Annotated in this window: 23 protein-coding genes; 11 read left to right on the top strand and 12 right to left on the bottom strand. The window is 52.7% G+C overall.

The window, feature by feature from the left end:
• Positions 1 to 104: 104 nt before the first annotated feature.
• Positions 105 to 734, bottom strand: a complete 630-nt coding sequence (locus tag CCY32_RS16070; RefSeq protein ID WP_088332525.1) for a TcpQ domain-containing protein — start codon at positions 732 to 734, stop codon at positions 105 to 107.
• A 27-nt stretch (positions 735 to 761) separates the two neighbouring features.
• Positions 762 to 1682, bottom strand: a complete 921-nt coding sequence (gene lpxL / locus CCY32_RS16065) for an LpxL/LpxP family Kdo(2)-lipid IV(A) lauroyl/palmitoleoyl acyltransferase (RefSeq protein WP_246840653.1) — start codon at positions 1680 to 1682, stop codon at positions 762 to 764.
• A 352-nt stretch (positions 1683 to 2034) separates the two neighbouring features.
• Here lpxL and CCY32_RS16060 point away from each other — a divergent pair, with 352 nt between their 5' ends.
• Positions 2035 to 3075: an XrtA/PEP-CTERM system-associated ATPase gene (locus tag CCY32_RS16060; RefSeq protein WP_088332523.1), complete on the top strand. Its 1041-nt coding sequence runs from the start codon at positions 2035 to 2037 to the stop codon at positions 3073 to 3075.
• Between the two features lie 510 nt (positions 3076 to 3585).
• On the opposite strand, the gene lysS is transcribed toward CCY32_RS16060, so the two are convergent.
• From lysS to CCY32_RS16035, 4 genes are all read right to left on the bottom strand, one after another.
• Positions 3586 to 5127, bottom strand: coding sequence for a lysine--tRNA ligase (gene lysS, locus CCY32_RS16050; protein ID WP_088332519.1), 1542 nt, complete (start codon positions 5125 to 5127; stop codon positions 3586 to 3588).
• A gap of 31 nt (positions 5128 to 5158) precedes the next feature.
• A protein-coding gene (gene prfB, locus CCY32_RS16045) for a peptide chain release factor 2 (RefSeq protein ID WP_141096255.1) occupies positions 5159 to 6257 on the bottom strand; the annotation gives its coding sequence in 2 pieces (ribosomal slippage) (positions 5159 to 6181 and positions 6183 to 6257; 1098 coding nt in all).
• A gap of 281 nt (positions 6258 to 6538) precedes the next feature.
• Positions 6539 to 7558: a general secretion pathway protein GspB gene (locus CCY32_RS16040; RefSeq protein ID WP_088332515.1), complete on the bottom strand. Its 1020-nt coding sequence runs from the start codon at positions 7556 to 7558 to the stop codon at positions 6539 to 6541.
• Positions 7551 to 8462, bottom strand: coding sequence for an AAA family ATPase (locus CCY32_RS16035; RefSeq protein ID WP_088332513.1), 912 nt, complete (start codon positions 8460 to 8462; stop codon positions 7551 to 7553). Before CCY32_RS16035 ends, CCY32_RS16040 begins: the two co-directional genes overlap by 8 nt.
• A 120-nt stretch (positions 8463 to 8582) precedes the next feature.
• Between CCY32_RS16035 and CCY32_RS16030 the strand changes: the two genes are divergently transcribed.
• The 5 genes from CCY32_RS16030 (at position 8583) to CCY32_RS16015 (ending at position 12972) form a co-directional block, all read left to right on the top strand.
• On the top strand, positions 8583 to 9806 hold the full coding sequence (locus tag CCY32_RS16030) for a multifunctional CCA addition/repair protein (protein ID WP_088332511.1): 1224 nt from the start codon (positions 8583 to 8585) through the stop codon (positions 9804 to 9806).
• Between the two features lie 12 nt (positions 9807 to 9818).
• Positions 9819 to 10544, top strand: a complete 726-nt coding sequence (locus CCY32_RS16025) for a sulfite exporter TauE/SafE family protein (RefSeq protein WP_088332509.1) — start codon at positions 9819 to 9821, stop codon at positions 10542 to 10544.
• A 193-nt stretch (positions 10545 to 10737) separates the two neighbouring features.
• A complete protein-coding gene (srmB, locus tag CCY32_RS16020; protein ID WP_088332508.1) occupies positions 10738 to 11976 on the top strand; it encodes an ATP-dependent RNA helicase SrmB in 1239 nt (412 codons plus the stop codon).
• Positions 11977 to 12555: 579 nt separating this feature from the next.
• Positions 12556 to 12699 (top strand): hypothetical protein, encoded by a 144-nt coding sequence (locus CCY32_RS17255; RefSeq protein WP_168171557.1) that lies wholly within the window; start codon positions 12556 to 12558, stop codon positions 12697 to 12699.
• An 18-nt stretch (positions 12700 to 12717) separates the two neighbouring features.
• The gene (locus tag CCY32_RS16015) at positions 12718 to 12972 is read left to right on the top strand and encodes a hypothetical protein (protein WP_088332506.1); all 255 of its coding nucleotides are present in this window, start codon (positions 12718 to 12720) and stop codon (positions 12970 to 12972) included.
• Positions 12973 to 13049: 77 nt separating this feature from the next.
• Here the strand turns inward: CCY32_RS16015 and CCY32_RS16010 are convergent, their stop codons facing one another.
• A complete protein-coding gene (locus CCY32_RS16010; RefSeq protein ID WP_088332504.1) occupies positions 13050 to 14102 on the bottom strand; it encodes an energy transducer TonB in 1053 nt (350 codons plus the stop codon).
• Between the two features lie 207 nt (positions 14103 to 14309).
• Here CCY32_RS16010 and rdgB point away from each other — a divergent pair, with 207 nt between their 5' ends.
• From rdgB to CCY32_RS15995, 3 genes are all read left to right on the top strand, one after another.
• Positions 14310 to 14903: an RdgB/HAM1 family non-canonical purine NTP pyrophosphatase gene (rdgB, locus tag CCY32_RS16005; RefSeq protein ID WP_088332557.1), complete on the top strand. Its 594-nt coding sequence runs from the start codon at positions 14310 to 14312 to the stop codon at positions 14901 to 14903.
• A 4-nt stretch (positions 14904 to 14907) separates the two neighbouring features.
• On the top strand, positions 14908 to 16053 hold the full coding sequence (gene hemW, locus CCY32_RS16000) for a radical SAM family heme chaperone HemW (protein ID WP_088332555.1): 1146 nt from the start codon (positions 14908 to 14910) through the stop codon (positions 16051 to 16053).
• 143 nt (positions 16054 to 16196) lie between these two features.
• Positions 16197 to 18026: a DUF885 domain-containing protein gene (locus tag CCY32_RS15995; protein ID WP_088332502.1), complete on the top strand. Its 1830-nt coding sequence runs from the start codon at positions 16197 to 16199 to the stop codon at positions 18024 to 18026.
• Positions 18027 to 18034: 8 nt separating this feature from the next.
• On the opposite strand, the gene CCY32_RS15990 is transcribed toward CCY32_RS15995, so the two are convergent.
• From CCY32_RS15990 to CCY32_RS15975, 4 genes are all read right to left on the bottom strand, one after another.
• Positions 18035 to 19234: a methyl-accepting chemotaxis protein gene (locus CCY32_RS15990; RefSeq protein WP_168171556.1), complete on the bottom strand. Its 1200-nt coding sequence runs from the start codon at positions 19232 to 19234 to the stop codon at positions 18035 to 18037.
• A gap of 115 nt (positions 19235 to 19349) precedes the next feature.
• Positions 19350 to 20129: a DUF2884 family protein gene (locus CCY32_RS15985; RefSeq protein WP_246840652.1), complete on the bottom strand. Its 780-nt coding sequence runs from the start codon at positions 20127 to 20129 to the stop codon at positions 19350 to 19352.
• 191 nt (positions 20130 to 20320) lie between these two features.
• Positions 20321 to 20824 carry a PAS domain-containing protein gene (locus CCY32_RS15980; RefSeq protein ID WP_088332496.1) on the bottom strand — a complete coding sequence of 168 codons (504 nt, stop codon included), beginning with the start codon at positions 20822 to 20824 and terminating at the stop codon, positions 20321 to 20323.
• Positions 20825 to 20826: 2 nt separating this feature from the next.
• Positions 20827 to 21822, bottom strand: a complete 996-nt coding sequence (locus CCY32_RS15975; protein ID WP_088332494.1) for a response regulator — start codon at positions 21820 to 21822, stop codon at positions 20827 to 20829.
• 250 nt (positions 21823 to 22072) lie between these two features.
• On the opposite strand from CCY32_RS15975, the gene CCY32_RS15970 reads away from it, so the two are divergent.
• Positions 22073 to 23023: a DUF3034 family protein gene (locus CCY32_RS15970; RefSeq protein ID WP_088332492.1), complete on the top strand. Its 951-nt coding sequence runs from the start codon at positions 22073 to 22075 to the stop codon at positions 23021 to 23023.
• Positions 23020 to 23448 carry a group 1 truncated hemoglobin gene (locus CCY32_RS15965; protein ID WP_088332490.1) on the top strand — a complete coding sequence of 143 codons (429 nt, stop codon included), beginning with the start codon at positions 23020 to 23022 and terminating at the stop codon, positions 23446 to 23448. The genes CCY32_RS15970 and CCY32_RS15965 overlap by 4 nt, the downstream gene beginning before the upstream one ends.
• A gap of 355 nt (positions 23449 to 23803) precedes the next feature.
• Here CCY32_RS15965 and CCY32_RS15960 read toward each other — a convergent pair whose 3' ends face one another.
• Positions 23804 to 24133, bottom strand: coding sequence for a hypothetical protein (locus tag CCY32_RS15960; RefSeq protein ID WP_088332553.1), 330 nt, complete (start codon positions 24131 to 24133; stop codon positions 23804 to 23806).
• Positions 24134 to 24140 lie beyond the last annotated feature (7 nt).

Raw genomic sequence — 24140 nt, 5'->3', positions numbered from 1 at the left:
CAGCGCTGGGAATATCCGCCCCTTAGCAGCAGATTGTGTGTCTGATACGCGGCTTATCACTTAGAGCGGGCGGCATTCCCATACCCGCAAAATCAGAGTGTATGTCAGCCGCGCTGACCTGCACGCACCGGACTGCAATATTGACGCAGATAATCATTCACACGGGCGGTGATCACAAAGGTGCGCTGTCTGGGGCAGAAAAAGGCCTCCACCGTGCCGTTAAAATTGCTGTCCACCGCCGTGGCAATCTGCCCCAATGCTCCGGCAATGGTATCTTCAATCTGAAAGCTGCTTTTCACCACAAAGTCCTGATTCAGCTCCCACAGTAACTGCATGCCCTCCGCCTGTGCGTACGCGGTAATCACCTCCCGAAGGGTGCCGCCTGCCTTGAAAGTGCGGTAACGATGTTCGCCCACCCAGCGTCCAGTCACAGATCGCTGCAGACTCTCCATATTTTGCAGGCGCTGCTCAAGAGGTTCTTCATCAGTTTTCACTGGCATCACAAAATCACTGGTATTATCCAGCGACAATTGACTGGGACCGGAGCGATACTGCGCATAAAAGTCTGACAATCCGGTGGCAGGGTTCCGTTTGGGTTTCTGTCCCTCAGGCACCGGACTGGAACTGCGGATGGTCTCCAGATTAATCACCACCGTAGCGATGATAATCAGCACCAGGGCTAACCCAAGGTGTCGGAACCATACCGAATTTGTAGAGGACGTTTTCTTTTTCATTGTCTTTATACAGCTCTTTTCAGACAGTTAATACAGCGATTCGGGTGCATGCTCGGGCCGGGTTTTAAACCGTTTATGCATCCATAAATATTGTTCCGGCGCCTTCATCACCATCTCCTCAATGCGTTTATTAATGCGACTTACATCCAGTTTATCGTCTCCTGAGGGGAAATCTTCAAGTCCGGGCAAAATATGCACTTCATACCCCCTGGCGGTACGAAGGGGCAACAGAAAGACGGTTTCGCAGTTCGCTTCTTTGGCAAACAACAAGGTTCCGGTGGTGGTGGCCGTTTCCTTTACCGCAAAAAAAGGTACAAACTCGCAGCGCCTCGGACCATAGTCCTGATCCGGAAAATACAATCCCAATTCCTGCTTGTTCAGGGCCTTGAGCATATCGCCCACGGCTCGCTTATTAATCAGGTACTTGTTCGAGCGGGCCCGCCCATGATACTGCATATATTCCATCAGTGGATTATTGTGTGGCCGGTAAAAAGCGACACTGGGATGCTTCAATCCTATGACCCTGCAGTTAAACTCCAGGTTCATATTGTGAATCACCAACCCGAAAACACCTTTGCCTTTCTCAAGAATGCGTTCAACATGCTCATAGCCAAAGACGCGCCCTTTCCTTCTCACTCGCCAATCAGGCCACCACCAGCCCATACCGGTCTCAAACAACGCGATACCCGCAGATTCAAGGTTTGCCTTAACGAGTTTTTGCTGTTCCTGCGCCGACAGCTCTGGGAAGCTCAGCTCGATATTGCGCTGTGCCACTTTGCGCCTGGATTTGAGCACATGGTAGAGCAAACGCCCTACGGCTTTTCCAAGCCAAATTTGCAGCTGGTAAGGTAACCAGGAAATCACATACAGCAATGCAACACTGAGCCAGGTCAGCCAGTATCTGGGGTGAAAAAAGGACAGTTGAAATGTGGGAGCTTTTACGTGCACGAACGACCCTGTTGCTTTTTCTTGCCATTTTACCCTAATTTTTCGGATGCGGATATGCGACCAGTGAGATGTTGGCTGTCGGCGCACTGGCGGGCGGATAAGAGGTGGAAAAGGTGTGCCGATTTTATATTATTTGCTTGTTTTGCCCTGTACACTTAGCATGGATAAGGGCCAACAACTAATACGCTGACGCTATCCCGTTGAATTCATGTTGCACTGGTGATAGCGGGAATGTTTCCGCCGAGCATAGCGACCAGGCACAGCGTTAACGTAATGCATGATCACCCCACAACAGAGCACGGACCACAAGACCGGCTCCCGGCGGGTACTATCTAGGAAGCGAGTTTTATTCATGTACGAAAGCTTTTATGGACTTAATGCCAAACCTTTCCAGCTGACGCCGGACCCTAGTTTTTTCTTTGCCAGTAAATGGCATAAACGGGCGTTATCCTACCTGGAATATGGCCTGGCTCAGGCTGAAGGGTTTATTGTCATTACCGGCGGCATCGGGACCGGCAAGACCACCATTGCAAACAGTTTGCTGGAAGAAATCCAGGACGATATTTTCGCTGCACAGATCGTCACGCCAAAACTCTCTCCCGATGAGCTGGTCAAGATGGTCGCCAGTAAATTTGATATCGAGGTGGCAGGTAAAACCAAGGCAGATATTCTAAAAGATCTGGAAAACTTTCTCTTTCAGCTCAATCAACAGGGCAAACGGGCCTTGTTATTGGTGGATGAAGCGCAGAACTTGCCGCTGGAGACCATCGAAGAGCTGCGCATGTTGTCCAACTTTCAGTCCAAAGGTAAACCTTTGCTGCAAAGCTTTTTGCTGGGTCAGGAAGAGCTGCAGCCCATCCTGCGGGCGCCCAACATGGAACAGTTCAGGCAGCGTATCGTCGCGTCCTGTCACCTTTCGCCACTGACCGATGTGGATGTCAAAAACTATATCGAATTTCGCCTGTATCACGCCGGTTGGCGGGGTGCCGCGCTGTTTACCGATGGCGCTTATCAGAAGATCTTTGAATTTACCCAGGGTGTCCCGCGTAAAATCAATACCCTGACTGACAGAATACTGTTGTACGGATTTTTGGAAGAGCTCAAAGAATTAAATGAGGCCGCGGTGGAAGCAGTGGTGGATGAAGTGGCCGATGAAATGTTTATTCAGGACACACCCGCCATCAAAGAAACTACCCCCATCCGGGAGCCGGATCAGTCTGCCTCGACCTCAGCACAGGTCTCCAAGGATATTGAGTACTACAAAGGCATGCTCAAGGAGCTGACTGATGCACTGGATGACGCCATTAGTCAAAAAGTGAAGCTGACGCGCTATATCGATAAGCTGTTAAAGAAGAAGTACAAGACCTACGTGCGACTCAAGTCCGACGAATAACGTCTCTTGTGAACCTCACCAGCCGGGGCGTTAACCTGACGCTTACCTGGCCCCTTTCTTATGCCCGAATGCTGTTGTCGGGCATCCAGTGACCTTAAGCTCGCCGTCAGGCCTTAACAAAAGACCCTGGATTCCCGCCTGCGCGGGAATGACTGGGTGTCTGGATTCGAGAAAGCGCCCGCCTTGGTCATGCCCGAATGTGGTTGTCGGGCATCCAGTGACCTTAAGCTCGCAGTCATACCCAACAAAAGGCACTGGATTCCCGCCTTCGCGGGAATGATTGGGTGTCTGGATTCGAGAAAGCGCCGCCTTGGTCATGCCCGAATGGTGTTGTCGGGCATCGAGTAACCTTAAGCTCGCAGTCATACCCCACAAAATGCACTGGATTCCCGCCTTCGCGGGAATGGCTGGGTGTCTGGATTCGAGAAAGCACCCGCCTTGGTCATGCCCGAACGTGATTGTCGGGCATCCAGTGACCTTAAGCTGACAGTCAGACCAACGCTGGCGCCGTTACTCCCCTTGCGGACGCATATGGGGGAACAGGATCACGTCTTTAATGGTGGGGCTGTCAGTGAATAACATCACCAATCGATCGATACCGATGCCCTCGCCCGCGGTAGGCGGCAAACCATATTCCAGCGCACGGATATAGTCTTCATCAAAGTGCATGGCTTCTTCATCACCGGCGTCTTTTTCTTCCACTTGCTTACGGAAACGAGCCGCCTGATCTTCGGCATCATTAAGCTCAGAAAAACCATTGGCCAGTTCCCGGCCACCGACAAAAAACTCAAACCTGTCGGTAATAAACGGGTTATCGTCATTGCGCCTGGCCAGCGGCGACACTTCCCAGGGGTACTCGGTTATAAAGGTGGGCTGATCAAGCTGCTCTTCGGCCGTGGCTTCGAAGATCTCACAAAGGTATTTACCCGCGCCCCAGATGCCGTCCACTTCCGGCTCCTTAATATGCAGCTTTTTGGCCATGGCTTTGAGGCTGTCCAGGTGATTTTCCGGATCACGAATCGCGGCCTCATCGGCCTCTGGCCAGTATTTCAGGATCGCATCGCCCATGCTCAGACGGGCAAAAGGCCTGGCAAAATCATAATGCTTTTCTTCAAGTACATTGCCTTCGGTATCGCGTACCGTATTGACAATATCCGTTGTCCCCAGCACATCATTGGCCAAAGTGCGCAGCATATCTTCGGTAAGATCCATCAGGTCATGATAGTCCGCATAGGCCTGATAGAATTCAATCATGGTAAATTCCGGGTTGTGGCGGGTTGAGAGCCCTTCGTTGCGGAAATTACGGTTGATTTCAAACACACGCTCAAAACCGCCCACGACCAGACGCTTCAGATAGAGTTCAGGGGCAATACGCAGATACATGTCGATATCCAGCGCATTGTGGTGGGTGACAAAGGGTTTCGCCGAAGCACCGCCCGGAATCACCTGCAACATGGGCGTTTCCACTTCCATAAAGTCCCGTTCACTGAGGTAGCGACGTATGCCGTTTACAATCTGACTGCGCACCTTAAAGGTATCGCGGGTCTGCTGACTCATGATCAGATCCACATACCGCTGACGGTATTTGGTCTCCTGATCGGCCAGACCGTGGAACTTCTCCGGCAGGGGTCTCAGTGATTTGGTCAGTAAGCTGTACTCGGCCATATCCACATATAAATCCCCTTTACCGGATTTGTGCAATACGCCCTTAACACCAATGATGTCTCCGATATCCAGACTCCCGAAGCGGGCTTTAATGTCTTTCTGTGCGTCTTTGCTTGCGTAAGCCTGAATGCGCCCTTTCATATCCTGCAACAACAGGAAAGGACCACGTTTAGCCAGAATACGGCCGGCTACGCTGACCACTTTACCCAGCTCTTCGAGCTGAGGTTTGTCCATCTCACCAAACTCATCCTGCAAATCCTGGCTGTAATGCTCACGATGAAAATCGTTCGGATGGCCCTTGGCCTTGCAGTTTTCGCGGATCTCCGCCAGCTTTGCGCGGCGCTCTGCGATGAGTCGGTTTTCTTCTTGCTGGATATCTGTGGTCATGCTCACACTTCCTGATTTAGCCTGGGTCTGACTAGAGTCCGGATTTCAGACTCGCCTGAATAAATTTGTCCAGTCCGCCATCGAGTACGGCCTGGGTATTATGGGATTCAACGCCGGTACGCAGATCTTTGATACGCGAATCGTCCAGTACATAAGAACGAATCTGGCTGCCCCAGCCAATGTCCGACTTGGTGTCTTCCATGGCCTGCTTCTGCTCATTCTGTTTCTGCATTTCCATTTCATACAGTTTGGCCTTGAGCTGCTTCATGGCCTGATCTTTGTTTTTATGCTGGGAGCGATCATTCTGACACTGCACCACGATACCGCTGGGTTCGTGCGTAATGCGTACCGCCGAGTCAGTACGGTTAACGTGTTGTCCGCCAGCGCCACTGGCGCGGTATGTGTCGATTCGCAAATCTGCCGGGTTGATGTCAATTTCGATATTGTCATCAATCTCCGGGTACGCAAATGCTGACGCAAAAGACGTATGGCGACGGTTACCCGAATCAAAGGGTGACTTTCGTACCAGACGATGCACACCGGTCTCGGTGCGCAACCAGCCATAGGCATACTCTCCGCCAAAGCGAATGGTGGCACTTTTAATACCCGCCACATCACCGTCGGAGACTTCAATCAGCTCCGTCTTAAAGCCATGGTCTTCGCCCCAGCGCAAATACATGCGCAGCAGTATATTGGCCCAGTCCTGCGCCTCTGTCCCGCCGGAGCCAGCCTGAATATCCAGATAACAGTCGTTGGTATCCTGAGGACCACTGAACATCCGTTTGAACTCAAGATCTTCAAGTTTTTCTATCAGACCATTGAGTTCTTGCTGGGCTTCATCGAGTGTGTCCTGATCTTCGGCTTCTACAGCCAGTTCCATCAGGCCTTCCACATCTTCGCTACCCTGCTCCAGCTCCAGAATGGTGTCGACCACCCCTTCCAGTGCCACTTTCTCTTTACCCAGCGCCTGCGCCCGTTCCGGCTCGTTCCAGACATCGGGGTTTTCCAGTTCGCGGTTTACTTCTTCGAGTCTTTCCTGCTTCAGATCGAAGTCAAAGATACCCCCTGAGCGCCGCTGTGCGCTCCCGGACATCCGCAAGACCCGTTTTCAGTGGATTGATTTCTAACATAAATCGATTATTTTTTAATAAAACAAGGGAGGCGGATTCTAGCGGATTTGCACCGCTTTGGACAGAGGCAGTCCGCCGCAAAAGCTGATTTCAGTACAGAAAAACAAAGTCATCCGTCCTCAGTCATCAGTGCTCAGAAAAAAGCCCTGCGTCTTTACATCAGAGCCTCGGGCGACGGCTGATGGCGGCTAGCTGAGAACGGACGACGACGGGCACCCGGACAGTACCCGTATTGTGTTTTCTTTTCGTGCTTTAGTGTTTGTGGTGGTTGATGGCTCTTATTACCAGTCAGTCAAAGCACCCATGCTGAACTCCTGCCCTTTGTAGGCCAGAATGACATGCTGAGATTCAATGCCGACAATACGAAGATGCTCATTCAGCCATTGCCCTTCCTTAAGCTCCTGACCATTGACTCTCACCCAACGATCTTCAGGATTGGATGCATACATATGCGCCGAAAAAGACAGCGACGGCAGCTCCGCCAGCACCCAGGCAGGCAGCTGATCAACCCGGATCACTTCCTGTGGCGGCGGGGTCTGTGGCTGAGACGCCTTAACATCGGTGTTCTCCAGTGAGGACACCGCATCACGAAACTTATCCAGCAGCTCCGCAGAAATATCCGCTGCCGCCGGGCTCAGATCTTCTGCCCTCACCACCTCACCCTCGCCTGAGAGGTCAGCGCCATTTTCCGGCGTTGAATCGGACTCAGACTGGTGATCAGACCCGCGCACTGTGTCTTGCTCGACAGGAGTCTGCTGCCCCTGATTGACCGTCGCTGGGCTGAGCTGTTGGTCAGTGGTTCCCGGCGTTACAGCTTGCGGTTGCATCGCGGTCATGTGGCTGGGCGCGGATGCCTGACTAGGGGTAAATAATTCCAGCCAGACAGCATAGTGGGCCATATTCCAGCCCAGCCCCAGGCCACCCACAAAGACCAGCAAAGCCAGCGCCACCTTGCGCGAATAGTAACGCCAGCTATCAGGAAGAGACTGTACCGAGGGCAAAAACAGGCTACGGTGAAACTGATCAGAGAGCTGACTGTCCACCTGATTGCGGCTGCTGTCCTGCATCAACAGTGCTTTTGTGGGCGAGGCGCTGGATCCTGGCGGCGGATCGGTCTCCAGTTCAACGGTCTGAGCCGGGTCAATTTCCACTTCCAGCACGCCCATTTCTTTGAGCCCCTGAACCATGGCGGCGCTACTTACCAGACCGGATTTACGGATCCTCACGGGGCCATTTTGTGCAGTAACCTGCACAATCACCATGCCCGCTTTGAGTGCATCGATGGGCAGACGCTTATCCATACCAGGCTCCTGCCAGATACCCGAACAACGCCCCGATCATCAGCAATGCGGCGAGTATCAGTGTCCACTGTTTACCCTGACGTTGTCTGACCACATCCTCGCCAAGAATCTGACCTGCCGCCACCATAAAAAGGTAGCGATGCACACTCAATTGCTGCTTGGTAAAGGCCAGTGTCAGGGCCCTGTCACAGAGCAAGTTAATAACCCTTGGAATGCCACCAGTGATTTGATAAATAGCCCCTAGTGCGGAGCCCTTAAACAGGGATTTGTCACCGCCGGCCACCTGCAGACGATGCGCCACATACTCTTTGACTTCATCAGCATTTAACGGCAGCAAATGGTAGCGAGCCGTGATGCGCTGAGCCAGTTGGCGCAACTCATTGCGTTTAAGCAGCTGTTGCAGTTCGGGCTGGCCGATTAATACCACCTTAAGCAGTTTTTCTCTGTTTGTTTCAAGGTTAGTGAGTAATCGCAACTGTTCCAGCACTTCGGGCATAAGATGTTGTGCTTCATCAATAATTAAAATGGTATTGATACCTCGCCGATGGTTGTCAGCAAGGTGCTTTAAGATAAGGTCCGTATAGTGTTTCAGACTGGCCTGGTTACTCTGATAGTCGATACCCAGCTCATCACACAGGGTTTCCAGCAACTCCAGTGCCGACAGGGTGGGATTAAGAATCATCGCCACCTGCGTGTTGTCGGGTAATTGCTGCATGAGCTTGCGTGATACGGTGGTCTTGCCGGTGCCCACTTCGCCGGTGAGCATCACAAAGCCTCCGCTCTCTCTGAGTCCGAAGGTCAGATGGGCGAGTGCCTCTTTGTGGCGGGGACTGAGATATAAATAATCCGGGTTTGGCGCGATGGAAAACGGATTATCAGCCAGACCAAAGTAATTCAGATACATAAAACCTGTGACACCGGGTAAAAGTCGTCAGCTAAATTAACGATTTGCCCCGATCAAGTCAAAGCAAGGTTTCCGATAATTTGGCATACTGTGCGCCACGTTTACCTTAACAGAGCGACTATGCAAGTTTACCTGGTCGGCGGCGCAGTCAGAGATACCCTGCTTCATCATCCGGTGGTGGAGCGGGACTATGTGGTCGTGGGAGCAACCGTCAAAGATATGCTCGATCGTGGCTTTCGCCAGGTGGGTAAAGACTTTCCGGTATTCTTACATCCCAAAACCGGCGAGGAATACGCGTTGGCGCGAACGGAACGCAAAGCGGGACAAGGCTACACCGGTTTTGTCTGTGAGGCCGGAGCCGATGTGACCCTGGAAGAGGATTTGCAGCGCCGGGATCTCACCATCAACGCCATGGCTCAGGATGCAGACGGCACCATTATCGACCCCTACAAGGGACAGCAGGATCTCGAAGCCAGGCTGCTGCGCCATGTATCAGATGCCTTCGTAGAAGATCCCCTGCGGGTGCTCAGGGTAGCCCGCTTCGCTGCACGTTATCACCAATACGGTTTTGATATTGCCCCGCAAACGCTGTCTTTGATGCGCAGTATCAGTGAATCCGGTGAGCTGGCAGCACTGTCACCGGAACGGGTCTGGAAGGAAACCAGCCGAGCCCTGATGGAGCCACATCCACAGGTATTTTTTACGGTATTGCGCCGTGCCCATGCCATGCAAGACTGGTTTGCGGAACTCGAGGCGTTATGGGGCGTCCCCAATCCGGCCAGATGGCACCCTGAGATTGATACCGGCGTCCACACCATGATGGTGCTGGAACAATCGGCCCGGCTTAACGCCACTCTGCCGGTTCGCTATGCGGCCCTGGTCCATGATTTGGGTAAGGGATTAACTCCCCCACAACACTGGCCTTCCCATCGTGGTCATGAAAAGTCCGGCCTTAAGGCCATCAAGGCCTTCAGCGACAGACTCAAAGTCCCCAACGAATGCCGTGATTTGGCGCTGCTGGTGGGAGAGTTTCATACCCATGTGCACAAGGCACTGCAACTCAAGCCCGCCACGGTGCTCAAGGTACTGAATCGCTGTGATGCCTGGCGCAAACCGCAGCGCTTTGAGGAACTGCTGCTTGCCTGCACTGCCGATGCCAGGGGCCGAACCGGGTTTGAACAGACCCCCTACCCACAGGCCGCGTTTTTCCGCCGGGCGCTGTCCGCTGCTGCGGCCGTGGATGTGCAACAAATCATCGCCGACGGCCATCAGGGTAAAGCGATCCGCGATAAACTGGAGCAAGCCAGGATCGCCGCCATTGCTGCCCTTAACGACGCGGATTAAGGTGTTTTACTGATGGAATATCTGTGGTTAGGTTTTGCTGTGTGGCTGGGTTTCACGGCTCAGGCTGTCACCGGTTTTGGGAGTATGGTCATCGCCGTGTCACTGGGCAGTCTGATGTTCAGTATTCCGGCACTGCTACCCATACTGGTGCCGCTGAACATTTTTATGACTGGCGGCATGGCCTGGCAACTCAGAAGGCAGGTTGACTGGCCGTTACTGACCATCCTTATTCTGCCGCTGATGGTGGTGGGTATGGGCGCCGGAATCTGGCTGCTCGACAGTCTGCCACCCACGTACCTGAAAACCGGCTTTGCGCTATTGGTTTTGTGGTTCGCCAGTCGCGAATTGCACAAACTCTATCGTCGTCAACACATCAAGGCCCGCTCTAACTGGTGGCAGGGTATCTGGATGTTTTGTGCGGGTATCGCTCAGGGCCTGCATGGCTCAGGAGGTCCCTTGCTGGTCTACGGCATCAGCAGTCGGCAGTTGGACAAAACCACCTTCAGGGCGACATTGGTGAGTGTCTGGTTTGTACTCAACAGTGTGTATTCGGTGGTGATGCTGATTCAGGGAAGAGTACAACCCGTTGCGCTGACCATCCTTGGTTGCTTACCCATTCTGTATCTGGCAGTCAAAATGGGTGACTGGCTGCACCACCGCGTTGATGAACGTCAGTTTAAAGTCGGAATTTGTCTGTTGTTAATCTTCTCTGCGCTGGCGATGTTAGTGGGGGCATAGCCTCAGGTCGCCCGGATATCGCCAAGCGAAATCCGAGTGCAATGAACCGCCGGCTTACAACCCATGATTCGCTCTGCTTCTGGCTGGACTGCCCCTGAAAGTTGATGGCAGAAAACGGATGACTTTAAGGTTAGGGATTCGCTTGTTCATCCTTTATAATCGCGGCCAGAATTTGGAGAAAGGCGGGATAACGATGTTTGATGAATTGGATTTGGATGATGCGCTGGTCAGTGCCTGTAAGGAAATGGGGTTTACCCGCCCCACCAGTATTCAGCAACTGGTGATTCCGGCGGCAATGGATGCCAAAGACATTCTCGCCTGTGCCCCCACCGGAACCGGAAAGACCGCTGCCTTTTTACTGCCGGCCGCTCAGTTTTTGCTCGATTATCCGCGCCGTCATCCCGGTGGTGTCAGAGTACTGATCCTCGCGCCCACCCGTGAACTTGCTCTGCAAGTACATCAACAGGCGATCGCGCTGTGTCAGTTTACCTCCCTCAAATGCGGTGTGATCACCGGTGGCATTAACTATGGCACCGACAGAGAGACCCTTGAGGAAACACCGGATATTCTGGTGGCGACGCCGGGAAGGCTGTTTGAGCATATTGAAAAAGAATCTTTCGATTGCCGCGAAATCGAGATCCTTATTCTCGACGAAGCCGATCGCATGCTTGATATGGGCTTCAGTGCCATCGTCAATCAGATTGCCGCCGAAGCCAGATGGCGCAAACAAAGCTTTTTGTTTTCCGCCACGCTCGAGGGAACCGGCATCGCCCGTTTTGCCCATGACATTCTTAAGGATCCGGTAGAAGTCTCCGCCACCCCATCCCGGCGTGAGCATGCCAAAATTCTGCAATGGATGCACTTTGCCGACGACGCCGGACACAAATTCGCCTTATTAATCCACTTGCTGCGTCACGACATTCAACGTGCCATTGTATTTGTAAAAACCCGCGACCGTCTGATGGAGCTCAAAGCCAAACTCGATTCCGAACAGCTCGATTGCTGCTACCTCCAGGGTGATATGCCACAGGACAAGCGTAATCTGGCCATGGGACGTTTTCGCAGTGGCGATGTGAATATCCTGCTGGCCACCGATGTGGCGGCCCGTGGTATTGATGTAGCCGACATCAGCCACGTAATTAACTATGACATGCCACGTACCGCCGATGTGTATGTGCACCGTATCGGGCGTACCGGGCGCGCCGGTAAAAAAGGTACTGCCATCTCACTGGTGGAAGCCCATGACTATGCCATGGTGCCGAAGATTGAGCGCTACACCGATCAGGTCCTCAAGGCCAGAGTGATTGAGGGGCTGAGACCGAAAAATAAAAAGCCCGCTGTACCGGCAAAGAAAAAGAAAGTGAAATCCGGCAGCAAGGCCAAAAAAGCCGCCGCCAAAGGCAAAAAAGTACGTAAAAACAAAGGCAAATAAAGACGGGGCATCGCGGTATTACAGCAGGGAATGACCGTGCGTGTATCGCCTTATAACATCAACGCACAAAGCGCCCTCCTTGGTCATGCCCGAATGTGGTTGTCGGGCATCCAGTGACCTTAAGCTAACAGTCAGCTCCCCACAAATGACACTGGATTCCCGCCTTCGCGGGAATGACTGCGGGTATCGCGTTATAACATCGGCGCACAAAGAGCCCACCTTGGTCATGCCCGAATGTGGTTGTCGGGCATCCAGTGACCTGAAGCCGACAGTCAGGCCCCCACAAATGGCACTGGATCACCGCCTTCGCGGGAATGACTCTGTGTCTGAATTTTAAAAAGAGCCTACCCTGGTCATGCCCGAATGTGGTTGTCGGGCATCCAGTGACCTTAAGCTCACAGTCAGGCCCCCACAAATGGCACTGGATCCCCGCCTGCGCGGGAATGACTGTGTGTCTGAATTTTAAAAAGAGCCCGCCTTGGTCATGCCCGAACGTGGTTGTCGGGCATCCAGTGACCTGAAGCTGACAGTCGGTACCCACAAAAGGCACTGGATTCCCGCCTTCGCGGGAATGACTTTGTGTCTGAATTTGAAAAAGAGCCGACCCTGGTCATGCCCGAATGTGGTTGTCGGGCATCCAGTGACCTTACGCCGACAGTCATGTCTTCACAAAAGGCACTGGATCCCCGCCTTCGCCGGAATGACTGCGTGTCTGAACTTTAAAAAGAGCCTACCCTGGTCATGCCCGAACGTGGTTGTCGGGCATCCAGTGACCTGAAGCTGACAGTCAGGTACCCACAAAAGGCACTGGATCCCCGCCTTCGCGGGAATGACTCTGTGTCTGAATTTGAAAAAGAGCCGACCCTGGTCATGCCCGAATGTGGTTGTCGGGCATCCAGTGACCTTACGCCGACAGTCATGTCTTCACAAAAGGCACTGGATTCCCGCCTGCGCGGGAATGACTGTGTGGTTGGATTCAAACCTGAGTGGGAATGACTTGTCCCGTTTTTCTATGGGATCTGCACGGTTCTGCGTGTCTCTCGGTGATGTTACCCATCAGCCGCACGCGGCGTTTACAGTACCGCAGCCTGTTCAGCGCCTGCGACTGGCGGCACTTCAAGCAGCTGAAAAACACTGCCGGGCTCGCCTTTGACCATCACTCTGCACTCCCCCCAACTGGCCGGAATATGCCACGCCACGCCACTGACCGCCTTATAGGTTTTCAGCTGCCGTTCACAGCGCAAATCAAGGGTCTCCAGCTGCCCACTGATCTGTACCAGCTCAAACCCAGAGCGACTGAGGTGATGCTGCCAGTAGCGGCGCTCATTGACTCGCGCCTCGACCAGCAACGGTTGCTCACTTTTTACCGCCGTATGGATCTGGTCAACATAAGGGGCAAGCATTGCCACTACCTCATCACTGCCCGGAACCTGTTGTAGCTTTTCATAGCTATCCAGCGCTTCGGCAAACTGGCTTTGTGAGGTCTGCAATACAAACAGCTTTTGCAATACATAGCGCAATTGCTCATCCGGCAAGCGCCGGGTAGTAATACCGGTGACACGCTTAAGACTGCGGACCTGCTCCTGCACATTTCCCACGGCCTCCTGATACAGTGCTTCAATCATCCAATACCAGCCATCTTCCGTCAGGTTCCACTGCGGTCGCGCTCTGAGTGCATCAAGCTGCGCTTTTGCTTCATCCAGCTGCTGATCTTCAAGCCGCTGCTGGATGGCACGCACAGTGGCTGCGAAACGGCGGGTAACACCCTGAGCTTGACGATCCAGGGCAAAATCCAGTTGCACCTTATAACACTGTTGCACCGCTTCACCATCAACCAGAGCCGGCTCATATTGCCAGCGTCTGACGGCGCGTAAGGCCTCACGTTCAAATCCATCGACGCCCGACGAATCCAGTACCACCGCATCGGTAACCTGTCCCTGCTCATCCACTACAAAATCCACTCTGACCCAGCCTTCCTTGCCGGCCTTGGCTTCAGATATAGGGTATTTGGGCAGCACCCGTTCAATGGGCTGCCCATTTTGTGCCTCTGATAACAATAAATCGGTCTCTGATGCGAGACCCAAACCCGGTAGTAATAGCAGTAAAAATAATCGGCAGGCTTTCATGTTAGTTCCTTTAAGTCACTGAAAGGGATAGCGTTACGAAGAGTTTACCCGGCTAAAAAGTTTACGCAACGGCAGTTTGAAGGATTGGCGCTGTTATCGTCATCCGGTTTCAGTGACGTGGCTCGCGCCAAAACCGGAGGATGCACAATGACGCCGGGACGCAAACAACGTAAAATGCCGGCCAACATCAACCAGCAAGGCAAACAGATGCAGAAATGGGTCATGGCAACGGGAAACGCGGGTAAAGTCAAAGAACTGAGCAGCCTGCTGGCACCCCTTGAGGTAGATCTTCGCGTACAAAGTGAATTTTCGGTGCCCGAGGCGGCTGAAACCGGCACCACCTTTGTAGAGAATGCCATTATCAAAGCCCGCCATGCGGCAAAAATTACCGGTTTACCCGCCATTGCCGATGATTCCGGGCTGGCCGTTGAAGCGTTGGGCGGTGCACCGGGGATTTATTCCTCCCGTTATGCCGGGGAGCAGGCCAGCGATGCCGACAATGTAAATAAGTTAGTGCACGCCATGCAAGGGCAGCCTGACCGCAAAGCACGTTTTATCTGTGTGCTGGTGTGGATGCGTCATGCCAACGACCCTACCCCTATCATTGCCCAGGGACAGTGGCAGGGAGAGATAACAGAGCAGCCTGACGGTGATGGTGGCTTTGGTTATGACCCGGTCTTCTGGGTGGCTGAACAACAATGCACCGCGGCGGCCCTTGCGCCGCAGATTAAAAACCGCTTGAGTCATCGTGCACAGGCGCTGGCTCAGCTGATGCCACTGCTGGAAGCCGAACTTGGCTGACGCGATGCTGCACACTCCGCCACTAACCCTGTACATCCATATCCCCTGGTGCGTTCAGAAGTGCCCCTATTGTGATTTCAACTCCCACGGCCAGCAACAGGCTCTGCCGGAGTCCGAATACATCAGTCATCTGCTGGATGATTTAGCCGAGGATGCGAAGCGGGTCGGCACCCGGCCCGTTCACTCTATCTTTTTCGGTGGGGGCACTCCGAGTCTGTTTAGTGCCGCAGGCATCGAGCGGATTCTCAACGGTGTGCGCGAGCGCGTCAACCTGACACCGGATGCAGAAATCACTCTGGAAGCCAATCCGGGCACGGTGGAAAGTGAGAAATTCAGGGCCTTTCGCCAGGCGGGCATTAATCGTATTTCCATTGGTGTGCAAAGTTTTCAACAGGACAAGCTCACCGCACTGGGGCGCATACACGATACGGATCAAGCCCGTCATGCCGCGGGTTATGCCCATTCTGCAGGGCTCAACAGCTTTAACCTGGATCTGATGCATGGTCTGCCCGGGCAGTCTGTAGAAGATGCGCTGTCAGACTTACGCCAAGCGATTGCACAGCTGCCACCGCACCTGTCCTGGTATCAGTTGACCATTGAGCCCAATACCCTGTTTGCCTCAAAACCGCCGGTACTGCCCGATGATGATATCTTGTGGGATATTCAGCAGCAGGGTCACGGCTTACTGGAGGCCGCTGGTTATCAGCAGTATGAAATATCCGCCTACAGTCAGGCTGATCACCAATGCCAGCATAACCTCAATTACTGGCGCTTCGGTGACTACCTGGGAATCGGTTGCGGTGCCCATGGCAAAATCACCGACAGCCATACGGGTGATATTGTGCGCACGGTCAAAGTCAAACACCCCAAAGGCTATATGGATCTCAGCCGAGCCTATTTGTATGAGCAGCAAAAGGTTGCCCCACAAGACCGCCCGTTTGAGTTTTTTATGAACCGGCTGCGATTACTCGAACCCTGCCCGAAAAAGGATTACGAAGCGTTTACAGGGTTAGCGCTGCATCAGTTTGACGCTCAGGATAAACTCACCACCGCCATCGATGCCGGACTCCTTCACGAAACCGCACAGAGCTGGCAGCTTACTGCGCTGGGCAAACGCTACCTCAATAGTCTGCTGGAAAAACTGGTATAACTCCGATACTGCCCTCTCAGGGCATTATCGCGGCCATTCCCCGCTTATCACACCGATAACGCATTTCATCCCCTGGATTTGGATCCTGTCTATTAACAGGCGCACTATTGTCACACTAAGACCTGTTACCAAAAGGTAGAGAGATGAAACCTTCTTATTATCTGCTGATACTCTGCCTGGGGCTGCTCATTAGTTGCGGTGGTTCTGGGTCAGACAACACGCCAGCCCCGGTCCAGACACCGCCCCCTCTGGTCATCTCTGATGTGGATGATTATGAGCTGGCCGACACCCAGGCGCTGCTGAGTGATATCGAGGGGCTACTGCAGGGACTGCCAGTGGCGGAATTCTTTGAGCAATCTTATGCCATCCTGCAGGCGCGCAATCCTGAGCTGGCTCTCAGCGAGGGCGAGATGGCCGATGACGCCACCTTAACCAATATCTCCGACGCTTACCTGCTTCAGACCGCCGCGATACAAAACCTCATTCTGGAGAAGCTGGCACAATACGAAAGCACGACAGACCCCCAACAAAGCCTTTCTGTAGATATCTACCGCTATTATCTGCAACAACAACTGAGCTGGGCAGAGTTTCACCTGTATTCGTATCCGGCAACCTACGGCAATTTTGGCTGGCCGGGCAGTACGGCCTTTTTCTTCACTGAACTTCTGCCGGTTACCAGTGAGGAACAGGCACAACAGTATCTGACACTTGCCAGGCAGGTGGGCAGGCGTATGCGCCAGATAGGCGATCTACTTGAAACCCGGCAACAGGCTGGGATCATCGAGCCCAAAGTCACCCTGCAATTTTCGCTGAATCAGGTCAATGCCCTGGCCCAACAGACAGCGGTTAGCACCCCTTATTATCAAACGTTTTTAGACAAACTCAGTCAGATCTCTGGCCTCAGTAACGACCAGCGACAACAACTCTTAACGGAGGCCAGCGCCATCGTTGAGCAGATAATTCAGCCTGCGTATCAGCAACTGGCCACTCAGATGACCCAGCTGTTGACTCAGGCACCGGATGCCATTGGTTTTTCTCAATACCCCGAGGGTCAGGCCTTCTATGATTTTGTGCTGTCACACTACACTGACAGTCAGCGCAGTGCTGAGGACATTCATCAGCTTGGGTTGCAAGAACTGGCGCGTATTCATGCACAAATGAACGCGCTGTTTGACCAGCTGGGGTACCCCTCGGCTGAATCCATCGGGCAAAAACTCAATCGTGTTGCTACAGACGGCGGTACCGTCTCTGCAGCTCAGGTGGTACCTACCTTTGAAGCACTCATAGCGCAGGCTTACAACGAACTGCCCGGCTACTTTGAACACATCCCTCAACAGCAGCTGGTCGTGATTGGCGGCGCCACCGGCGGCTACTATGTCAGTGGCTCCGATGACGGAACCCGCCCCGGTGCATTTTACGCCAAAGCAGATCAGGCCCGCCCTTACTACACGATGCCAACGCTCGCCTATCATGAAGGGGTGCCGGGCCACCATTTACAAATTGCTCTGGCCAAAGAACTGAGCCTGCCGACATTTCGCCAGCAAACCCACTTCATCTCTTTCGTAGAGGGTTGGGGGCTGTATGCCGAACGCCTGGCCAAAGACGTCGGCTGGTATGAGCAGGATATTTACGCAGACATCGGTCGACTGGAGTTTGAGGCCATGCGCGCCGCCAGGCTGGTGCTGGATACAGGCATTCACGCCAAGGGCTGGACTTATGCGCAGGCCGAAGCGTTTTCCTTAGAAGCAGTTGGTAACCGTGGCAGCATCGCCCGATATTCGGTATATCCGGGCCAGGCAACGGCCTATATGACCGGCATGCTGGATTTACTCAATCTGCGGGAAGAAATTGCCGAAAGACAGGGCGAAGATTTTTCACTGGCCGAGTTTCATCGCCATTTGCTGGGTCAGGGGGCCGTGCCACTGTCACTGCTCAGGCCCTATATTCTGAATAACCTGGCACAACAAAATTGAAGCCGCGACTATAAGAAACGCTGTAATTGTTTCTGCGTGGTTTGCGTTTCGACCGTCAGTTCCTGGATCTCTGCTTCAACCTGTTGCATGTCGGTGCGGATCTCACCGCCGAGATCAGAAATTCGGGCCACCGATGCATGTGCCTGATCATAAGTATGTTTCAGAGCATGTACGGACTCACCGATTGACAGCAAACGCTGATTGTCAGCCTTAAGCTGCTGCACCATGGCATCGAAACGCTCACTGGTGGCAGAGATATCCTGCTGAGCCTTACCGGCCATTTCTGTCAGTCTTGCTGATTCTTGTTGTGTGTCCTGAACCAGGGTTTCCATTTGATTGATAAAACTGGAAATCTGGCCGGTAGCCTCATTGACCTTAACCGACAGGGTGCGCACCTCATCGGCCACCACGGCAAAGCCTCTTCCGGCTTCCCCTGCCCGGGCCGCCTCAATGGCAGCGTTCAATGCCAGCAGGTTGGTCTGGTCAGAAAAGTCCTGCACCATTTTCAGAATATCGCGAATACTGGAGGCGTTTTCCTTAAGCCCGCCGACGGTGTTATCGAATGCCCTGAGCAATTCGTCAATATTACCTATATCTTTGGACAAGGAGGACAACTGCTGAGTTGATGCGGTTGCGGCATGTAAGTTTTCATCGGTGGAATGGGCCACCTCATCGCTCTTGCTGACAATGGCCTGGATCTCTGCATTTACCTGCTGACTGGAGGCGAAAATTTCATCACTAATACTGTCCTGGTTCGCCGCATTAGCAGAGGTATTGTTCACTCTGGCCAGTACCGCCTGATTCTTTTCACTGGCTTCACGCGCATGCGCACTGATGTCTTTGAGTAACGCCGACAAATTGCTCACAAAGGTATTGTAACCTTCGGACAACTGGCGAAATTCATCATAGGTAAAGGCCGGCAAACGCCCCGTCAGATCCCCCTGACGATGATTCACCTCTTCAAGGTTGGCAACCATTGCCTTTACCGGGCGCACAATCAGATAGGTGAGATAAAACAACGTAAACAAAAACGCCAGCACACTGACAACAGTAAGCGTCGTCAGCGCCGCGGTGGAAGCGCCACCTGAAAACGCCAGCCAAAGGGTGACGACCTGAAACAGGAACAAAAAGGTCACATTACCGATTATTTTGCGCGTAAGGGTCGAAAAAAAGGTTTTTTCAACAAACAGATAAAGTTCCCTGAACATAGTCTCTCCAGCCGGTCTGACAGGGTGCATAGGCTGACCAGTTTACCTCAACACCACATAATTAAAACATGATGTAAATCATGCAACTATGAATAACGGCAGCGTTTCGGTTTCCTTAAGACTTACCGGTCACAATCAGATCATAGGCCTTAAGTTCGGGAACACGCTCACGCAGGCTTTCTTCTATGGCATCCAGGCGTTTGATTTCATTGCAGAACCACTCGGCTTTTTTGCGCAGGGTATCGGCCTGGGGCGCAATCCGCCGCTCAATTTCTGCGCCCATGGTTTCAAGGCGTGTAGACAAGTCCTCCATCTTACGTTCAAGACTGGTGTCGCCCTCAGAAGCAAGCCCACCGATGGCCGTAAGAATCCCGCCCACTGAGGTGCCCAGCGCCAGTTCAATTTCCTCTTCAAGCTCCGGATCCATCAGTTCATCCACATTTTCCAGGCTGCGCGGACCAATGTAATAACTGTTGCCCGCCCGGATAAACTTGGTTTTCACCTTAGTGCGGACTTTCCACAGCGCATCCTGCAAACGCTGGTAACTGTCATGCTCACTGCCCACCAGCCCCACATACACATGATCAATGGTACCGATGGCTAAATCCACACCTTCGCTGGCCAGCAGAATCACTTTAGGTACGGCATAACGCAAGCCCTGAGCGAGCTCCTGCAAATGCGAGGTGGCAACTGCATCGAGCTTGATCCAGTCACCCCGCACAATCAGTTGCTCGGTATCGTTAATCTGGTACAGGGTGCGCGTATCTTCGATCACGCGGATATGACGGTCATTGACGATCAACCCGTATTGCAGGTCAGCCTCGCACATAAAGGCAGCCTGGGCCGGTAGCGCCAGTGATAACATCAGTAACCAAAACAACTTTTTCAACATCATACCTTCTGCAAATACGTCTTTATCTGAAATACGCCAACGAGAACTTAACTTCTGTCATTGTGCATGGAATCGCTGTGTGAGTATTGTGCTACTGCGAGGGGACAAGGCAAAGGCCTGCCAGACCAGTACGGGAAAAAACAGGTTGCATTGCATCCCTCTCATTGGGCTCGCAGCCGCCCCGGTACCGCTGGCTAGGCCAGACGTTTTCGTTCAGCCACCTTTTCGTTAAGTTCACTTAAGGTAACCTGAGCCGATTCCAGGACTTTTTTACCCACAGCCACGTCCGTGACGTCGTAAATCATCATACAGATGTTGTCCACCTTGCCAGTGGTGCTGATCAATGGCGACAGGGTGATATTCTGGTACATAAAGTCTTCCGTACCGGTGATGGGCCGGTAATTCGGGAATTTTAGCAAGTAAGGGCGTTGTTCCCAGATAATAAAGGCCCGGTTCTTCAGCTCAAAAACCGGCCTGGCCTTATTGCGAAACCAGCTTTCATTGACCTCAGGAAACAGCGTGAACAAAGACTTTCCCCGCACCTGACTGGGCAATAACCCAGAGTGACTCTCCATAAAGCCGTTCCAGAGATTAATCTGGAATTCACGATTCAACACCACCAGCCCCACATCGACGGTTTGCAGCATGTCCATCATCCAGTGAAACTCTGTTAAATCATTCAGTGCTTCATCGGTCATGCTCAATCCTCCAGCAAATGAGAGAGTTTATTGTTCATGGTCTCCATGGACTCTTCGGTAACCAGCAGCACCAGGTCACAATGTACCTGATAGCCTTCAAGGCCATAACTGAGTTCAATGGCCAGCGTGCGACGCCAACGGGTTTTGTTGATATTTATCAGCTCGGTAATATTGCGGTGCTGGCCCAGCACTTCGGGATGGCCCTGGCTAAAGTGCATATCCAGCTGACTGGCCAGGCCGTTTAGGCAGGTGCCAATCAGTATATTGGCGGCATCCATCAAAAGCTCCAGCTGCATCTGATCATCCACTTCCTCTGAGATATTGAGGATCTTGGCCACATCGTTAAAACTTGAATCACTGAGAATAAACAAGGCCTCACCACAAATTCCCGGCCCCACAAACCCCTGGCAGATGCCGGACACGGTGTCTTTGTCTTCAATATCCTGCAACATCATATGCAACTCAGATGCTTCAATCAGGTTCACATTGGGAATAGGTAACTTAACGAATACATTGAGGATTCTGGCCAGGTGATCTCCGGCCTGCCCCATGGCGATATTGGTGATTTCCTGGTAGATATCCCGTATCTCAGGGTCCAGGTTGGCCAGCTCCGGCTTATCTTCTTCCCCATCGGACTCAAGAATACGATGCTGTTGCAACAGCGTTTCAAGGGCCGCTGGTTTCACGGGCTTTTCAATAAATTCCAGTGCGCCAAGACGTTTCACCCGCTGATGGGCCTCGGGCTGTATGTCACCGGATATAACGATCACTTTGGTGGGCAGCTTTTGCTCCTGAATGGCCTCCAGCACCTGATAACCATCCATCACCGGCATGTTCAGGTCCAGCAACAGCAACTGCCCTTTGCCTTCTCGTAACGCGGTGATGGCTTCCTGGCCGTGTTTGGCGAAATGAACCGCCACTTCCCACTCTTCGGGAAGGCATTTTGCGACCTGTTTGCGCGCAACCAGGGAATCATCACAGATCAAAACTGAATACATATTTTTTGCACGGCCCGTTATTAAAGTGATGTTACCTCTGCCTTATCGGCAGAATCAGGTTGTTGTTGAGTCCGCTTGGTATCACCTTTGCTTTGCGGCCACACCCTCTATTGTTAGCAAGAATTACCGCTTTTACCAATCTCAGGCAGACAAATCCCGTCATTTTCCGGCCCTTTACAGAGGGTTAAAGGCTGGAATCTCAGAATAAACCTCGCCATACTGTGAGCACCTTCTATTCACAAGTAACATTATGATAAGAAAACTCTTTTTGCTGATATGTCTGAGCGGCCTGAGCCCGCTGGCCGGCGCAACGGGCAGTTCACTAGTGGCGACCGGAGGCATTACCAGCTTCGAAGGCACCGCCGGAGGCGGTATCACGCCATGGGCCATGATTGCAGGTTATGGCTCTGAGGAAGAAATTCACGGTACCGCAGCACTGCAGCAACTGGATCTTGGCGAATATCAGTTACGTACCTTCGGTGCGGCCATCGGCATCTATGATCGGGTGGAGCTGTCAGTACAACGTCAGAACCTTAAAGTGGGTTCCGGCATCACCAGCAATGTCTTTAACTTGCTTACCCAAGGGGCGGTGTCAACGGCACCGGGAACCGACATTGAACAGGACATCATCGGGCTAAAAGTCAAACTCTTCGGCGATGCCATATTTGCACAGAACAGTCCCTGGCCGCAGGTATCGATGGGTGCCCAGTACAAGAAGAACCGCGACTTTGATACCTCACTGCCTTTGTCTGATGGCAGCGTTCCCTTACCTCAGACCGGCGTTCCTATGCTGCTCGGCGCCACACAGGACTCAGGCACGGATTTTTACCTGGCGGCCAGCAAACTCTGGTTAGGGGCGGCCTGGGGAAACAACCTGCTGGCGAACGTGACCGCGCGCATGACAAAAGCCAATACCTTTGGCCTGCTCGGATTTGAGTCGGCAACCGATGACAGCTATGCGCTGGAATGGGAAGGGTCACTGGCAATCCTGCCCTCGCCTTCCACTGCCGTGGGTATAGAATGGCGCACCCAGACCAATCGTCTGGGAGGCCTGGCGGAAGAAAAAACCGTAACCGATTTTTTCATCGCCTACTTCCCCAATAAACACTGGTCACTGACCGCTGCCTATGTGGATTTAGGCAATCTTCCCTTTGATGATAAGGCCAGCGGCCTTTATCTCTCTGCCACGGTGAATTTATGAAATCCTTTTTAATCGTTATCCTGACTTTTTTCGCCCTGTTGAGCGGCTGTGCCACCCAACCCAAACAGGACCTGTACAGCGAAATAGGCGGCTCAGCGACGCTGTCCAAAGTGTTTGGACTGGCCATAAACCGGATTTATAACGATCCTGTGCTCGGCCCACACTTTGAGGGTGTACCTAAGTCGCACCTGCGTGAAATGCTTACCGAACAAACCTGTGCACTGATTGGCGGCCCCTGTGAGTACACCGGAAAATCAATGCAGGAGGCTCATCAGGAGCGCGATGTGACGGCCGCAGAGTTCTATCGACTGGTGGAGCATGTGCAACAGGCCATGCGCCTGATTGGCCTGACTTACGAGCAGGAAAACCGCATTCTCGCCGCGCTGGCACCGCTGAAAAAAGACATCATCTATCAGGGAATCTAGTCTTTTAGTCTGAAGAAGGTCAGCAGTCGCACGCATGGCCGTTGGCATACTCGCCGCCCCTGTGCCAGGCGGAAAACGGATAAGAAAAAGGGGCCTCAACGGCCCCGTATTCAGGGAAACAATACACATATTTAAAATTGTCTATGTATTGTATGTTGGTTCACTACGCCAACGAGAACCATTATAGGCAAAGCGGATGACCAGAATATGTCACTGTGATGAGTGTCGGGAAGAATGTGATAAACGGTAAGCGAGGTGGGTTAAAAACTTTTTGGTGAACAGCACTGGGCGAGGGGCAAGCTGAAGGCTGGCACAGTGGAGACACGGTACCAGCTCATCGCAGGGGGCGTTAAAATCAGATGATGCTGCCCTGGTGCAAGGTAATGAAGTACTTGCTATCGGCTTTGCTGTAGTCAATCTTATATTCTTTGCCGTTCAGGGTCTGAATAAACAGCAGGATTTTCTCTTCACCGAAAAAATCGCCCAAGGTGACATCAATCAGCTCCATATCCATCATCTTGGCTTCACGCTTATTCTCAGGCAGTTTACCTTCGTATTCCTTGATACCTTTATAGGTTACCAGTACGGCCGGCATATCATCGCCATTGAGCACCAGCAGGTCAAACTTACGCAATTTGTGAATAATGGTATTTCTACCACTTAGCAGGAAAGGCTTCTCGGTCATAATCATC

Source organism: Lacimicrobium sp. SS2-24 (assembly GCF_002201535.1).
Taxonomy (GTDB): domain Bacteria; phylum Pseudomonadota; class Gammaproteobacteria; order Enterobacterales; family Alteromonadaceae; genus Lacimicrobium.
This window is presented reverse-complemented; position numbering and strand designations above follow the sequence as displayed.

Excerpts from the sequence above, each read along its gene's own strand:
- CCY32_RS16070 (WP_088332525.1), bottom strand. The coding sequence starts at position 734 with ATGAAAAAGAAAACGTCCTCTACAAATTCGGTATGGTTCCGACACCTT.
- CCY32_RS16060 (WP_088332523.1), top strand. The coding sequence starts at position 2,035 with ATGTACGAAAGCTTTTATGGACTTAATGCCAAACCTTTCCAGCTGACG.
- lysS (WP_088332519.1), bottom strand. The coding sequence starts at position 5,127 with ATGACCACAGATATCCAGCAAGAAGAAAACCGACTCATCGCAGAGCGC.
- CCY32_RS16040 (WP_088332515.1), bottom strand. The coding sequence starts at position 7,558 with ATGGATAAGCGTCTGCCCATCGATGCACTCAAAGCGGGCATGGTGATT.
- CCY32_RS16035 (WP_088332513.1), bottom strand. The coding sequence starts at position 8,462 with ATGTATCTGAATTACTTTGGTCTGGCTGATAATCCGTTTTCCATCGCG.
- CCY32_RS16030 (WP_088332511.1), top strand. The coding sequence starts at position 8,583 with ATGCAAGTTTACCTGGTCGGCGGCGCAGTCAGAGATACCCTGCTTCAT.
- CCY32_RS16025 (WP_088332509.1), top strand. The coding sequence starts at position 9,819 with ATGGAATATCTGTGGTTAGGTTTTGCTGTGTGGCTGGGTTTCACGGCT.
- srmB (WP_088332508.1), top strand. The coding sequence starts at position 10,738 with ATGTTTGATGAATTGGATTTGGATGATGCGCTGGTCAGTGCCTGTAAG.
- CCY32_RS16015 (WP_088332506.1), top strand. The coding sequence starts at position 12,718 with ATGCCCGAACGTGGTTGTCGGGCATCCAGTGACCTGAAGCTGACAGTC.
- CCY32_RS16010 (WP_088332504.1), bottom strand. The coding sequence starts at position 14,102 with ATGAAAGCCTGCCGATTATTTTTACTGCTATTACTACCGGGTTTGGGT.
- rdgB (WP_088332557.1), top strand. The coding sequence starts at position 14,310 with ATGCAGAAATGGGTCATGGCAACGGGAAACGCGGGTAAAGTCAAAGAA.
- hemW (WP_088332555.1), top strand. The coding sequence starts at position 14,908 with ATGCTGCACACTCCGCCACTAACCCTGTACATCCATATCCCCTGGTGC.
- CCY32_RS15995 (WP_088332502.1), top strand. The coding sequence starts at position 16,197 with ATGAAACCTTCTTATTATCTGCTGATACTCTGCCTGGGGCTGCTCATT.
- CCY32_RS15990 (WP_168171556.1), bottom strand. The coding sequence starts at position 19,234 with ATGTTCAGGGAACTTTATCTGTTTGTTGAAAAAACCTTTTTTTCGACC.
- CCY32_RS15985 (WP_246840652.1), bottom strand. The coding sequence starts at position 20,129 with ATGATGTTGAAAAAGTTGTTTTGGTTACTGATGTTATCACTGGCGCTA.
- CCY32_RS15980 (WP_088332496.1), bottom strand. The coding sequence starts at position 20,824 with ATGACCGATGAAGCACTGAATGATTTAACAGAGTTTCACTGGATGATG.
- CCY32_RS15975 (WP_088332494.1), bottom strand. The coding sequence starts at position 21,822 with ATGTATTCAGTTTTGATCTGTGATGATTCCCTGGTTGCGCGCAAACAG.
- CCY32_RS15970 (WP_088332492.1), top strand. The coding sequence starts at position 22,073 with ATGATAAGAAAACTCTTTTTGCTGATATGTCTGAGCGGCCTGAGCCCG.
- CCY32_RS15965 (WP_088332490.1), top strand. The coding sequence starts at position 23,020 with ATGAAATCCTTTTTAATCGTTATCCTGACTTTTTTCGCCCTGTTGAGC.
- CCY32_RS15960 (WP_088332553.1), bottom strand. The coding sequence starts at position 24,133 with ATGACCGAGAAGCCTTTCCTGCTAAGTGGTAGAAATACCATTATTCAC.